15 protein-coding genes are annotated in these 14,023 nt (G+C 44.8%); 6 read left to right on the top strand and 9 right to left on the bottom strand.

Annotation, left to right across the window (positions count from 1 at the left end; translation table 11 throughout):
* Position 1 precedes the first annotated feature (1 nt).
* The 4 genes from OAG1_RS16460 to OAG1_RS16475 form a co-directional block, all read right to left on the bottom strand.
* The gene (locus tag OAG1_RS16460; protein WP_338622043.1) at positions 2-1,342 is read right to left on the bottom strand and encodes a Na(+)-translocating NADH-quinone reductase subunit A; all 1,341 of its coding nucleotides are present in this window, start codon (positions 1,340-1,342) and stop codon (positions 2-4) included.
* Between the two features lie 296 nt (positions 1,343-1,638).
* Positions 1,639-2,709 carry a TRAP transporter substrate-binding protein gene (locus tag OAG1_RS16465; RefSeq protein WP_338622044.1) on the bottom strand — a complete coding sequence of 357 codons (1,071 nt, stop codon included), beginning with the start codon at positions 2,707-2,709 and terminating at the stop codon, positions 1,639-1,641.
* A 31-nt stretch (positions 2,710-2,740) separates the two neighbouring features.
* Positions 2,741-3,046, bottom strand: a complete 306-nt coding sequence (locus OAG1_RS16470; protein ID WP_016400320.1) for a BolA/IbaG family iron-sulfur metabolism protein — start codon at positions 3,044-3,046, stop codon at positions 2,741-2,743.
* A gap of 18 nt (positions 3,047-3,064) precedes the next feature.
* The gene (locus tag OAG1_RS16475) at positions 3,065-3,739 is read right to left on the bottom strand and encodes an alpha-ketoglutarate-dependent dioxygenase AlkB (RefSeq protein ID WP_338622045.1); all 675 of its coding nucleotides are present in this window, start codon (positions 3,737-3,739) and stop codon (positions 3,065-3,067) included.
* An 11-nt stretch (positions 3,740-3,750) separates the two neighbouring features.
* Between OAG1_RS16475 and OAG1_RS16480 the strand changes: the two genes are divergently transcribed.
* Genes OAG1_RS16480 through OAG1_RS16495 form a run of 4 tightly spaced genes read left to right on the top strand, consistent with a single transcriptional unit; the run spans position 3,751 to position 7,458 of the window.
* Positions 3,751-4,893 carry a methyltransferase gene (locus tag OAG1_RS16480; RefSeq protein ID WP_338622046.1) on the top strand — a complete coding sequence of 381 codons (1,143 nt, stop codon included), beginning with the start codon at positions 3,751-3,753 and terminating at the stop codon, positions 4,891-4,893.
* A gap of 22 nt (positions 4,894-4,915) precedes the next feature.
* Positions 4,916-5,497: a YajG family lipoprotein gene (locus OAG1_RS16485; RefSeq protein WP_338622047.1), complete on the top strand. Its 582-nt coding sequence runs from the start codon at positions 4,916-4,918 to the stop codon at positions 5,495-5,497.
* A complete protein-coding gene (locus OAG1_RS16490) occupies positions 5,494-6,072 on the top strand; it encodes a peptidylprolyl isomerase (RefSeq protein WP_016400324.1) in 579 nt (192 codons plus the stop codon). The genes OAG1_RS16485 and OAG1_RS16490 overlap by 4 nt, the downstream gene beginning before the upstream one ends.
* Positions 6,073-6,099: 27 nt before the next feature.
* Positions 6,100-7,458, top strand: coding sequence for an MFS transporter (locus tag OAG1_RS16495; RefSeq protein WP_016400325.1), 1,359 nt, complete (start codon positions 6,100-6,102; stop codon positions 7,456-7,458).
* On the opposite strand, the gene OAG1_RS16500 is transcribed toward OAG1_RS16495, so the two are convergent.
* From OAG1_RS16500 to OAG1_RS16510, 3 genes are all read right to left on the bottom strand, one after another.
* Positions 7,455-8,705, bottom strand: a complete 1,251-nt coding sequence (locus OAG1_RS16500; RefSeq protein WP_338622048.1) for a sigma-70 family RNA polymerase sigma factor — start codon at positions 8,703-8,705, stop codon at positions 7,455-7,457. The two genes, OAG1_RS16495 and OAG1_RS16500, sit on opposite strands and share 4 nt — an antisense overlap.
* Positions 8,702-9,043, bottom strand: coding sequence for a YciI family protein (locus OAG1_RS16505; RefSeq protein ID WP_338622049.1), 342 nt, complete (start codon positions 9,041-9,043; stop codon positions 8,702-8,704). The genes OAG1_RS16500 and OAG1_RS16505 overlap by 4 nt, the downstream gene beginning before the upstream one ends.
* A gap of 191 nt (positions 9,044-9,234) precedes the next feature.
* Positions 9,235-9,717, bottom strand: coding sequence for a YajQ family cyclic di-GMP-binding protein (locus OAG1_RS16510; protein ID WP_338622050.1), 483 nt, complete (start codon positions 9,715-9,717; stop codon positions 9,235-9,237).
* A 121-nt stretch (positions 9,718-9,838) separates the two neighbouring features.
* Here OAG1_RS16510 and OAG1_RS16515 point away from each other — a divergent pair, with 121 nt between their 5' ends.
* Positions 9,839-10,762 (top strand): 2-dehydropantoate 2-reductase, encoded by a 924-nt coding sequence (locus OAG1_RS16515; protein ID WP_338622051.1) that lies wholly within the window; start codon positions 9,839-9,841, stop codon positions 10,760-10,762.
* Entirely contained in the window at positions 10,755-11,315 is a 561-nt protein-coding gene (locus OAG1_RS16520) for a DJ-1 family glyoxalase III (protein ID WP_338622052.1), read from the top strand. The genes OAG1_RS16515 and OAG1_RS16520 overlap by 8 nt, the downstream gene beginning before the upstream one ends.
* A gap of 59 nt (positions 11,316-11,374) precedes the next feature.
* Here the strand turns inward: OAG1_RS16520 and OAG1_RS16525 are convergent, their stop codons facing one another.
* Together OAG1_RS16525 and OAG1_RS16530 are read right to left on the bottom strand one after the other, a co-directional pair.
* Complete coding sequence (locus OAG1_RS16525; RefSeq protein ID WP_338622053.1) at positions 11,375-12,934, bottom strand: cellulase family glycosylhydrolase; 1,560 nt, start codon at positions 12,932-12,934, stop codon at positions 11,375-11,377.
* Between the two features lie 252 nt (positions 12,935-13,186).
* Positions 13,187-13,933: a carbonic anhydrase gene (locus tag OAG1_RS16530; protein WP_338622054.1), complete on the bottom strand. Its 747-nt coding sequence runs from the start codon at positions 13,931-13,933 to the stop codon at positions 13,187-13,189.
* Positions 13,934-14,023 lie beyond the last annotated feature (90 nt).

Genomic DNA, 14,023 nt, shown 5'->3' on the forward strand with positions numbered 1-14,023 from the left:
CTTAACCTTCCTTCTCAATCTTGGTCAAACAATCACGTAGCACGCTACCGTACTCGTATTTGCCAGGACACACAAAGGTACACAGTGCCAAATCTTCTTCATCTAGCTCTAAACAACCTAATTGTTGAGCACTGTCGGTATCATTCGCCAACAAATCTCGAAGCAATAACGTAGGTAAAATATCTAGCGGCATAATGCGCTCGTACTGACCAATTGGCACCATTGCACGCGCACTACCACCGGTAGTTGTGGTGAATGGGAACAATTTGCTCTTATTAAGGCCAGAAATAAATATTCGCGCTAAAGAGAACTTACTGGTACCAGGTACTGCCCAGCCCATAAACTCTTTCTCGTAACCTTCTTCCAACGCAACAACCTGCTGGTGATAACGACCAATATAAGCGTGAGGACCAGTAGCATGATTACCCATAAGCACTGAACCAGAGATAACGCGGTGCTCGCCGTCAACCAACTCTCCATCGGTCAACTCAACAACATTAGCACCTAACTCAGTACGCACTAAACGAGGTTCTTTAACCACTGGACCAGCCAAAGACACAACCCGTTGGTTGTAAACTTTACCGCTAGCAAATAGGTGACCAAATGCAATTACCTCTTGGTAAGAAAGCGTCCAAACTGTGCGCTGAGCACTAGCAGGCTTTAAGGTATGAATATGCGTTCCAGCTAAACCTGCTGGATGCGGGCCAGCAAATACGTGCTCTTCAACACGGGCTGCATCCGATTTAGGTAAGCTATCATTTGCTTTACAAACAAAAACTTCCCCAGCAGTTAAACGAGACAAAACACGTAAGCCTGTTAAATAAGCACTTTCGTTTTGGTCTATTACTACTTTGGGATCGGCAGCGAGAGGGTTAGTGTCGATGGCAGTAACAAATATGGCAGAAGGTTCTGAGTCTACTGCTGGCACTTTGCTATAAGGACGAGTTCTTAAGCCAACCCATTGGCCTGACTTAACTAACTTGTCTACAATCGTAGCGCGATCTGCGCTGTCGATTTCTGCATCGCTTAGGGCACCAAAGTCGATGCTATCGCCGTCTTGTTTTTCAATAACAACAGACTGCAATACACGTTGGGCACCACGGTTAATTTCTTGAACAACGCCAGCACAAGGTGCAGTAAATACAACGCCGGGGTTCTTCTTATCTTCGAACAGCGTCTGACCTTGGCTTACCACGTCACCCACTCGAACCTTCATTGTAGGTCGCATGCCTACATAATCTTCTCCGAGTACAGCAACTTTGGTAACAATAGACGCGTCTACTATTTGCTGTTTGGGACCGCCTTTTATAGGCAGATCCAGTCCTTTATTTATTGTAATCATACTCTCTTACACATGTGTTGGGTCGGAAGACGAGCGATGATTTCTGTGTAACTTTTGTACTCAAAATTGGGTAGTTCAGCTAACAAGTCTTAGACAATTAACTAACAAGACACAGAAATCGCGTGTATTCTAGCACCAATTAATCCTATTTCTCCAAAGAAAAAGGCCAAAAACCTAACCTATTCGACTTAAGTGTTAGCGGATTGTTAACAGACTTGTAAAACAAGTCATGCTTCCACCAAACAAAGCTCAAATTGCTGACATATCACCCTAATTATTTTGTGGTGATTTTTAGCTTATTCTAAGGTTGTTGGATCCAGCTTCACCTGATTGTACTTAAGTACGCCAAATTGAAACCGCTGATAACTACTGAGAACCTTTTCAAAGAACCGATCCTGCTGGGCTAACTCTTGGATCACTTCAACACTGAAACTTTTAAGCGAAGCAAGCACGTCATCGGGGTATGCCAAAACCTCTACACCATGCTCGTTGGCCAGCACATTGAGCGCTTCTATATTGTAGACCACATATTCGTTAAGGGTTTCTTGATTAACGACTTTGGTGGCATTTTCAACAATTCGTTGTAAATCAGCAGGCAAGGCGGCAAAAGCATCTTGGTTTATCACAAATTCTAAGGTGGTACTCGGCTCATGCCAGCCTGGGTAATAGTAGTAAGGTGCTACTTTATGAAAACCAAACGCAAGGTCGTTGTATGGTCCCACCCACTCAACAGCGTCTAGCTCACCAGATTGCAAAGCAGTGTAAAGCTGCCCTGCGGGTAAATTTGTTGGTTGTCCGCCTGCTAATTCAAGTACTCGCCCACCTAGGCCGGGCAAACGCATTTTTAGATCTTTAAAGTCTGCAATTGTGGATATTTTTTTGTTATACCAGCCACCCATTTGCGCGTCGGTATTGCCACCAGGAAACGGAATTAAGTTATGAGGCGCATATAACTCACGCCATAGCTCTAAGCCTCCTCCAAGGTATAACCAGGCATTCAGCTCTTTTGCTTGCATGCCAAAAGGCACCGAACTAAAAAATGCCGCTGCAGGAAGTTGCTCTTGCCAATAGTACGCTGCACTATGGCCCATTTCAGCTTTTCCTTCCGACACTACGCTAAATACCTCTAAGGCGGGATAAAGCTCACCAGCACCATATACATTTATTTGCATACGGCCATTGCTCATCGCGGCCACTTCTTCAGCAAAGCGGTCCGGCGTTGACCCTAAACCAGGTAGGTGTTTTGGCCAAGAGGTCACTAAGGTCCATGTGTACTCAACTGGCTGAGATTCGCCTTGATTCGCCGAGCGATCAAAACAAGCACTCAATAGCAACGTTAATAACGCCACCTTTATATATACCCGCATTAAACAATCCTTATTTGATGCAGTGTGTTAGCTATTGTCCACCACGACACTGAGGTGAACTAGGTACTTGTTGTTGCTCAGCCCATTGCGCAGGCGTAAAAGTATGCATCGCTAAAGCGTGAATTTCATTTTTCAGCTCTTCGGCAAGCAACTGATTTACCGCTCGATGGCGTTGCAATAAACGTTTACCTTCAAAGGCCTCACTCACAATTGTCACTTTAAAATGGCTCTCTGAGCCGGCAGGCACATTATGCATATTACTTTCATTCACCACTTCTAAATGCGTTGGAGCAAAATGTTGCTGCAATTTATTGGTGATTAGTGTTTCAACCCGCATAACTGTTCCCTGTATTGATTATTCATCTGGCATTGTATAACGAAAAGTAAAATTGATCCTCGGCTGTTTTATCCGCAAAGCCTTAGGCAAGCTGTGTTGCCATTGGTCTTGGCATAATTTATTCATTACCAATAAATCGCCATGTTCCAATAAATACTCGTGTTTTTGATCTTTGGATTTATTACGAAATAAAAAACGGCGCGCTTGCCCTAAACTCAAAGAAGCAATCGCCGGTTGCTTACCCAATTGCTTTTCGTTGTCGCTATGCCAGCCCATGTAATCATGACCATCTCGATAATAGTTAAGTAATACGCTGTTAAACTGCTGCCCGCACTTTTGCTGCACGGCAAACTTTAGTGGTAGTAAAAAGCTAGGCCAAGACAAAGGCCTACGCCACTCGCCCGAATAACGATAAGCGGTATTCGCATCACCTATCCATAAGGAAAGGCGTGGCTCCAAGCAAGTTTTACCAAATATTTTGATGGTATGTTGCTGCCAAGGCAGCTTGGTAAGCGATTGACGATAAAATGCCTCAGCAGACTCGGCTTTTAGCCACTGCTGATGATGAACAATGTTTTCTACTTGAGTATCTTCTGCTAGCACCACGTACGACAGCCTATTTCCATATGGGTGTTGCTTTAGTTTAGCCCTCAACTTAGATACACTGCTGCCACTAATCAAGGCCTGCAGCATACAAATCCACTATGAGTCATGAATTGCAAATTAACTCGCTCCATTTGAGCTTATCGCGCTACCCAAAACAGGCGACAAACGATTTACAAGCATGGAATGCTGCTGATGAACTAATGCTCAACTTTGCCTTTGAGCATACCATTGCAGCCAAACGCATACTCATTATGAACGATGAGTTTGGCGCGCTAGCCTGTGCTCTGTTGGCCGCCCCTGAGTTTGCCGATAGCCAAATACATTGGTTAAGCGACTCTTTTATTGCACAGCAAGCCTTAGCTGAGAACCTAGAAGCAAATAACTTAACTATGGATGGACGGCTCACTCTGCTTAGCAGCACCGATAACCTTCCAGCCAGTGACATGGTGTTGATGCGTCAGCCCAAAAGCTTAAATTATTTGGAATACCAACTAATTGCACTGCAAGCGATATTGACGGCTGATAGCCTTTTTGCCTGCGGCGTAATGCTAAAGAACTTACCTAAGTCAGTTTTCTCTTTATTTGAAAAACACCTTGGCGAGGTAAGTACTTCGCTGGCGAAGAAAAAAGCCCGCCTATTGTTTGGCCACTATCAAGGTATTAGCTCTACTAGCCCTTATCCCAAACAATGGAAAGTTGCAGAGCACCAATTCAAGCTAAACGACCATGCCAATGTATTTTGCTTCGGCAAGTTAGATATTGGCAGCCGCTTTATGTTAGAACATTTTCCGCAGGGCGATTTTGAAGCGGTGGTTGATTTAGGTTGTGGCAATGGCCTACTGGGTTTGCAAGCTCTCAAACATTATCCCAAAGCTAAAGTCTCTTTTTGTGACGAATCGGCTATGGCCTTAGCCTCGGCAAAAAATAATGTAAGCTTAAACTTTCTAGAGCGATTAGCCGATTGTGAGTTTAACCACGACAACGCTTTGCAGCATCAAGCCGACAACAGTGCCGATCTCGTGTTATGTAATCCGCCTTTTCATCAACAAAACACCATTTCTACGCATATTGCCCAACAAATGTTTCGTGACGCTAAACGCTGCTTACGCAGTGGCGGCCAACTGATAGTGGTAGCTAACCGACACTTGGGTTATCACCCACTATTAAAATCTTACTTTGGCGGTTATAAGTTACTGGCGAGCAATAACAAATTTGTTATTCTGAGCAGCACTAAGCGTTAATCCACTCATTAAGGTGAACAACTTGAAAACTCAGTTTTTATTGCCCGCTTTGCTAATTAGCGGCGTATTAGGGCTTAGCGCCTGCAGCAGCCAACCGCAGCAAGTCGCATTAAACCCAAGCATTGAGGTTAATGATTCGGCTCAACACTCAATCATTGCTGCAATAAAATCTCAAGATTTACGCAGTAACCGGTTTTTAATTAGCATTCACCAAGAAGGTGAAGAACAAGCCCAGCTGATTTCAAGCGGCAACAACCTACGTCAATACATTGAGCAACAGCTCTCGAGCGCTTGGCAACAACAAGGCATTGGTTTTGTGCCAGACTCACCAAACCTAATTACCATCGATATTCTAGAATTGGCCAACAAAGTAGAAGAAAGCAGCGTTAAACATGCCGCCAGTTCTGTTATGCGTTTAAAGGTGACTATCGACACCCCTCACAAAACCTTAAGCAAACAATTTCGTTCCACCCACACTAATGAAGGTGCGTTTTCTGTCAACGTAAGCAAGCAAAGCGAAGCCATGAGCCAACAGCTTTCTGAACTACTGACACAAATCGCTAACGACCCGCAACTTATTGAAGTATTGGAGTATCAATTATGAACTTGGGCATTTTCCGTAACACCTTGGTGGCTTGTGTTTTCGCTACATTAAGTCTTGGCGCTAGTGCACAAACCTTAAAATTCATCACTAACCAAGGTGAATTTGAAATGGAACTGAATGCCGAAGCTGCGCCAAAAACTGTCGCTAACTTCCTTCGCTATGTAGAAGACGGCAGCTTTAAAGGTACGTTATTTCACCGCACCATTTCTAACTTTATGGTGCAAGGTGGCGGCTACTCAATTAACTACGAAAAAGTAGATACCTATCGCCCAGTTGAAAACGAGTCGAAAAATGGCTTGAGCAACAAGCGTGGCACCGTTGCTATGGCGCGCACTAACGACCCACACAGTGCTACTCGTCAGTTTTTCATCAACGTTATCGACAACGCTTATTTAGACGGCAGCGCAAATAAATACGGCTACACGGTATTTGCTGAGATCACTTCAGGCATGGACGTAGTGGATAGAATTGTAAGCAAGCCAACTAAAACAGGTCCTATCCCTGGCATGCGCAATGTTCCTATGGAAAAAGTGATTATTGAAGATGTAGTCATTGTTGACGAAAGCCAACCGTAAACTCGCCACAACTTAACCGAGCTATAAATGAACTCATCGCTAAATTGGTCTCAGACCCTACGTTCTTATTTAGATAAACGATTGCTTTGGGTATTTATGCTCGGTTGTGCCAGCGGTTTTCCGTGGGTACTAATTGGCTCAAATATGTCGGGCTGGCTTACCGACGCCGGTTTGTCACGCTCAGCCATTGGTTTTTTTGGCTCGGTATTTACCGTGTATGCCATCAACTTTTTATGGGCCCCTTTAGTTGATAGGGTAAAGCTTCCCGTTTTACATGCTTGGCTCGGCCAACGTCGAAGTTGGATATTTTTGTGCCAAAGTATCGTGTTGCTGTGTACCTTTGGCATTGCCCAGTTTGACCCCGCCAACAGCTTGGTCTTTACCTCGCTGCTGGCCTTGTGCATCGCCACTGCCTCTTCCACCCAAGATATTGCCATTGATGCTTACCGTATCGATACCTTTGCAAATAGCGATTCACATCGCTTACCGCAAGCCTCGGCCATGGCCGTAATCGGTTGGTGGACGGGCTATTCTCTGCCGGGGTATTTGGCATTTATTAACGCCGACAGCATTGGTTGGAATGGTGTCTATTTAGGCATGTGTTTCATTGTTGCGCTATTGATGCTCTTTACCGTGTTAGTGAAAGAACCTATTAGCAACCGTGAAGCATTGCAACAACAAGCCGAAGCGCGCCATGCTCAATACCTTGGCACTAAATCACCTTTGGTGGCTTGGTTAACGGTAACGGTTGCCGAGCCGTTTTTAGATTTTTTCCGCCGCAACGGGGTGCGCGTAGCCATAACCTTGTTGCTGTTTGTGTTTCTATTCAAAATTGGCGAAGCCTTCTTAGGCCGCATGTCAATTACCTTCTACCGCGAGGTAGGCTTTAGTAATGAGCAAATTGGCCATTACTCTAAACTTATTGGTTGGGGTGCAACGGTTTTATTCACCATTGTTGGCAGTGCCTTTAATGTACGTTTTGGCATTATTAAAGGGCTTATATTAGGCGGTATTGCTATGGCTAGCAGTAACTTAATGTTTGCTTGGATTGCCGCGACCGGCCCAGATGAGCAACTATTTTTAGCTACCATTATTGTCGATAACTTTACCAGTGCCTTTGCCACAGTAGCCTTTGTTTCGTTTTTAACGGTGCTTACTGGCCAAGCGTTCTCGGCAACTCAATACGCCTTGCTTGCCAGTTTGGGCAACTTAGGCCGAACCACTCTCGCCTCTTTCAGCGGCAGCTTGGCAGATTATTTAGAATCTTGGCCGCTGTTCTTCATCTTAACCGCGGTGATGGTTGTGCCAAGTTTAATCATGTTACTCAGCTTGAAAGGCTACTTTACCAAGATATTGGCGCATAACGAATCCAGCAAACAAACTTAAGCGCTATCTTCAGGCGCAACTAAGCGCCAGCGCTTACTTAATAAACGCCTAATCGTAGCGCTAGGGGCCTGTTCTAGTGCTAGCTGGGCATTTTGCTCTGCCAGTTTCTGTTCTCCACTGCGAAATTGTAAGTCTGCCAATACCGCATACCAATGATAGGAGCGACTCAGCCAACTAGGAACTTGAGAGTTTTCAAGCTCTGCCAAGCCAACCTTTGCCCCTTGCCATTGCGCTAGCGCTACTGCTCGATTGAGAATATGAAAGGGTGAAGGCGCCAGCTTTTCGAGCAACTGATAAGCCTCCACTATTTTATGCCAACGAGTCTGCTCAAAAGAAGAAGCCAAGCAGTGTTCTGCCGCAATGCCAGCTTCTATATGGTAGCGAGACAATTGATCACCTTGTGCCGAACGCTGCAAACAACGTAAGCCCATAGCAATTTGCGCCTGATTCCAGCTACTACGATCTTGTTCTTGCAACAGCAGTAGCTCACCCGCTTGTTGTCGCGCGGGCAGCCTAGCTGTATTTAGATACATAAGCGCTAACAAAGCATGACTTTCAGGCCGATTGCCCAAGGCATGTTGGCTTAACAACCCTGTTAAACGAATTGCCTCTTCACATAAATCTTGGCGAATAGATAAGTCTTCATGAGAAGACAAATAGCCTTCGGTAAAAAGCAAATACAATACCCGGTACACTGTGGGCAAACGCCGCTGCATGTCTTGCTCGTTTAAACTGTCTAGTTGCAAGGGCTGCTGTTGTAGGTGTTTTCTAGCACGACTAAAGCGCTTATAAACATTGGCTTCACTAATAAATAGCCGCAATGCGGTTTCTTTAATGCTAAACCCCACCAAGCTTTTTAGAGTGAAAACTAGTTGCGACTCCACCGCTAAAGCCTCATCGCTAGCAACAAACAACATTCGCAATAATGCGTCACTTAATTCTCCACTAAGTGGCGGCTCTACCAGTACCTCAGTTTGTGGCTCTTCAGTTTGGGCTAGCAAATTAGAATGGCTTTGCTGTTGGCGAAACTGCGACAAAAGGTAACGCAGTGCCACTTGATAGAGCCAAGCAGAGGGTTTGTCTGGCACGGCTTGTTTCAACCAAATATCAAGCGCTTGGGCCATCGCCCACTGCACTGCATCTTCTACTTGCTCAAAATGTTCAAAGCCAAAACGGCGAACCAATAAGGCCACGAGTTGGCCATACTCGTGGCGAAATAGATGCTCTATTTGTCCGTGGGAGCTCAAGGTTTGCTTATTTCTCGAAGCTCAATATTGGTTCCCATGTTTTCGACCATAGGGCTCGCTTTAATCACCTCAATAGCTTCTGACAAATCACTGGCAGTAAGCAACATATAACCACCAACAATTTCTTTAACTTCGATGAAGGGGCCATCTTTTACTTCATCACGATTAACCACCGCCCCTTCACTGCCCAACTTACCGCCCATATCCACAATGTTGTCAGCAAATTTAGTTTGCCAAGCATTAAATTTGGCATACATCACTTCCATGTCACTGGCAGATAATTGTTCGCAGCCGCCCGAGTTACTACGAAGTAAACACATATATTGTTTATTGCTCATTATTTCACTCCATTAAAATTGCTATCTAATCAGTGAAGCATATTTCACCGACATAGTAATGACGTTTAACAAATATAAACTTGGACACTTGGTAGGAGTTTTTTATTAAAAAGTTTTTGAGATAAGCTCCAGATACAAAAAAACCGCCAGATGGCGGTTTATGCAGTTCAACAAACCTTGGCTATACAGCCTTAGTCGCGAAAGTTATTAAACTGAAACGGTTGGTCGTATTCACCACTGCGTACCAATGCCATCGCAGCTTGCAGGTCATCACGCTTCTTGCCAGTAACACGCACTTGTTCACCTTGAATAGAGGCCTGAACTTTTAGCTTGGCATCTTTGATTTGCTTAACCACTTTTTTAGCGGTGGCTTGATCAATCCCGTTTTTAAAGTTAACCACTTGAGAGTGTGATTTGCCGCTACGGGTTACCGAGGCTAAATCAATCGACTTAGCATCAACCGAACGCTTTACTAAAGTGCCACGCAAAATATGCAGCATTTGCTGTAACTGAAACTCAGCCTCGGCAGTCATCTTAATTGACTCATCTTTGTATTCGAAGCTGGCTTCTACACCACGAAAATCAAAACGCGTTTCCAGTTCACGTATTGCATTATCACAAGCATGGCGAACTTCGTTAGCATCTATCTCAGAAACAATGTCAAATGAAGGCATGTTTTCTCTCCCCTAAAATCTGGCCTTATGCGAAAATTGCTGCATTATATCCCGTTACCACTAAAAGAGTATCGCTTGCGGTAACGCTAGCGCCAATTTTGTTAGATTTGTGAGTCTATTTATGACTGTTTCTGCAGAACCCTATTACGACTTTGCCATTATTGGCGCGGGCGCCGTAGGTGGCTTACTGTCCAGCTTGTTGAGCCATCAACAACAAAAAGTGTGTTTTGTTGACTCACGCTTAAAGCATAATCAAGACCTAACACTACAACTCGATAGCCTTGAATATGGCTTAATTACAAACAACTTAAAGGTATTTCCCAGCTTACCTAGTTGCCGATGGTTGCTGCTATGTGTAAAAGCCCATCAAGTAAAACAAGCCTTGTCTGCGTTTAAGCTAGCCGACAATTGCAAACTAATGCTAGTGGTGAACGGGATGGGCGCAGACCATGAGATCGTAGATAAACTAGCCCCCCAGCAATTATATTTAGCCAGTAATACTCATGGCGCGCTTATTCAAGAAAAGACGAATACCCAACTACAGCTAAAACACACAGGCTTGGGTCAGCTGGTTGTTGGGCCTTACCTAAAAAACGCCACAAAGCCGCAAGATTTGATGGCACTTGAGCAAGCATTGCCCAGCGCAAGTTGGCAAGACAATATTTACCCCGCTCTGTGGCGAAAACTGGCAATCAATTGCTGCATTAACCCTCTCACTGCCTTGCACCAATGCCGAAACGGCGAGTTGCTAGATACACGTTTTGCCAAAGACATTGCCGCGCTTTGCGACGAAGTTAGCCAAGTAGCCGCTGCCGAACAGCTTGATTTAAGTGCCGAAGACCTACACAAAACGGTGTTGCAGGTAGCGAAAGCAACTGCCAATAACTTTTCCTCTATGCAGCAAGACATACACCACAAACGCCTTAGTGAAATAGGCTACATTAATGGTTATATAGTTAAGCAAGCTGCGAAACATCAATTGGCTTGCCCACATAATCAATACATGCTGCAACAGATCCAGCGATTGGAGAAACACAATGACTAAAGTGATGGTAGCTATAGCCTCTGGCAGTGAAGAGATTGAAGCCGTAAGCATCATCGATGTATTACGCCGAGCCGAGATTATCGTAGACGTAGTGAGTATAGAAGCCAACAAACGCTTAGATATTGTTGCCTCTCGCGGCGTTAAGCTGATGGCCGATATACACATTAGTGAAATAGACGCTACAAACTACGACATGTTGGTATTACCCGGTGGTGTTCCCGGTAGTGAGGCTTTCCGAGACTGTGAATCACTCATTGCCATGCTTAAGCAACGTAACGCGAAGCAATGGTTAGCCGCAATTTGCGCAGCTCCTGCAGTAGTACTAGCAGAGCATAATTTACTGGGTGATGCCGCAGTAACTTGCCACCCTGGCTTTCAACAGCAGCTACCGCAAAATCAATTAAGTCTAGATAGAGTCGTGGTTGATCAACCCCATAAGCTCATCACTAGCCAAGGCCCCGGCACAGCCATTGAATTCAGCCTAGCCTTAATTGCTCAACTAAAAGATCAAGATAGCGCCGACCAAGTTGCTGCTCCTATGGTGCTTGCCTAAATCCAAACTTAAGGATAAAAGCCATGCATAACATGGCTTTATTACTTAAACAACGGCAACTATTGGCAAACGCCACCGGTTACCGCGGTAGCCACGCCCGCGCCGGTTCCGGTAAAGCCAAATTCAACTGACTGCCCAGCAGCAATAGTGCTATTCCAAGCAAGGTTAGAAGCGGTGTATCCCTCGGCAGAATTTAGCTCGGCATTCCAAGAGCTACTAATGCTTGAACCATCACTATACGCCCAGCTAACTTGCCAAGTATTGATGGGTTCGCTGCCAGTATTAGTGATAACCACCGCACCTTGGAAACCACCTTCCCACGAGTTAACCACTACATGTTTACACGCAGCATTTGGATCAACAGGGTCCGTTGGGTCTGTTGGGTCTGTTGGGTCTGTTGGGTCTGTTGGGTCTGTTGGGTCTGTTGGGTCTACAGGACCATCCACTATGCCGCCCGAGCCTGCAGGAATTTCGCTACACATCGTGTAACCCACACAGTTGCCGCCATTTTCTTGAGAGTGTCCGGCATCTTCGTATAAACAAATAGGCACAATGGTGCCGTAAAAATCACACTGTTGAACAACCGGTAGTTCTTGGCCATCAAACACAGAAGCAAGAACCGAGGTTTGTTTAATACCATTTTCGCCATTGATTAGGCGTTTGCCCCAAGTAGTGAGTTTGCTGGCATCGAAGTTAACCGTCATATCCAGTTCAAATGTACCCGGCGCTGTATTGCCCGACCAAGACCAACCTAAGTAGCCAATTTTATATTCTTCGGCCACCGCCAAAATAGCATCTTCATCCACATCTTGTCCTTGATGATCCATGCCAAACTCACCCACGATTAGTGGCATGTTGTGGCGGCTCAAAAAGGTAGATACGTAGGACTCGATCTTCTCGCGGTTTTGGTAAACCTGGTACATATGCACACTAAACATAATGTTGTTTAACGAATCTGCAGAAGCGACCTCTGTGGCATTGTCTAACATAATCTCCTGCCAATCTTGCCCCCAGTTTGCTGCATCAATCATTATGGTGTGGGTAAAGCCAGCATCTCGTAGCGTTGTTATCGCTTTTTTATGTTCATTTACATAGGTTTCTGCAGGTACATTGTTACCAAAGGGTTCGTTAGCAATGTTGATGATCACATAGTCTTCTTCACCCTTAAGCACATCTGCAAGTTCCACCCAATAAGCGGCTGTGGTTTGTAAATCGCCGGCCTCAGCTTTTTCACCCGATCCTGTTACATCATGCACTTCAAGCACACAGACTAAACGATTTAACTTACACATCTTAACCACTTTGGCCACGTCTTCTGCATCGTTTTTAGCAAACTGCTGACCATCACTTAGCACCACCCTCACGGTATTTGCGCCAGCTTCAGCAATGTCTCTAAATGCACCTTGGCGGTAGTTATACCAAGCGTGAGCATGGTTTACCCCGCGCATAATTACCTCATGCCCGTTAGCGTCTAGCAGTTGAGTACCTGAGGTACTAAAACCTGCCACTGCAGGCAAACTAGACAAGGCCAACAAGCCCGCCGCTACACTAAGACTTAATCGAGAAATAGGGTTAACACGCTTACTATTGTTGAGTTTTTCTAAAGTACTGATGTTCATATCGGTGACGCTCCTTTTCAATTAATGACAAATAAAACTATTAACAAAACAAACAATAGATAAATAGTCAGAGAAATAACTCAACGAATAGTGGTTTCATAGTGATTTCACGAAATACATCAATACAGATCTAGTTTTAGGCAAAATTTAAAACCAGCCATTGACTAATTGTATTATTTTAAATCTAAAGAATATTTTGGCGTTCAGTGAGACTGACGGAACTAAAGCCCCGGCATATTGCTATTAGCGGATTTATTCAACAATGACCCGCGCATTAACTGCTTGAACAGGGCGATTGTTGGGGTGTTTCATTACTGCAGTAAAGTCACGAATTTGCTGCTCGGAAGCACTAACTGGTTTTTTTAGCACCAACCAAGTGACTCCTTCGCTACACGGCGGTGTTGTTAATGAGCCATTAAAGCGGTAGTACTCGTGACTCTTTGGCCACAGCGCCAATCCATCTACCGGATCAAGCAAGGCTGCTTGCTCGCCAGCATGTTTGGGCATTTGCGCCCATGCTTTTGCCAATTCTTGGTTCTCATCTCCTTGCTCGAACATTACTGCCACCACCGCCAAGTGACCATCTTCATCGGCATGTACAAAGTGCGCTTCCAGCGGGAATGACTTTCCTTTTAAGGTGTTTTCACTGGGTGAATGGAAATGAAACTGTTTTAACTCAAAGCTATGCCCAGCAAGGCTAATACTGCTGCCAGGCTGGTAGTTCACTTGAATAGTATGCCCATTGTTGATGACTTCACTGCCTGCGGCTTTATAACTAAGCGCCAAAGTTGGCAGCTCACCTTTGGTTGTGCCATCAATATTAATAGGTGATTGATTTTTGCCGCTTGCGCAAAGGCTAAACTCGGGGGCTAACTCACCCCAATGCTCAGGCCCTTGATGACCAGAATAGCCCCAGTGCCCATTGCCTTCTGCCAATACACTGCCCGAAAAACCTAATACAGCACTAATCATTACACTTTTCAGTTGTTGCTTATTCATCCTTAGATCCTTGAATGTAAAAAGCCCATCGCAAAAACCGATGAGCATAAACGGAAAAAAGGTTTTATCAATTTATTGATAACGAGATCA

This window comes from Agarivorans sp. OAG1 (genome assembly GCF_037076485.1).
Classification (GTDB): Bacteria; Pseudomonadota; Gammaproteobacteria; order Enterobacterales; family Celerinatantimonadaceae; genus Agarivorans; species Agarivorans albus.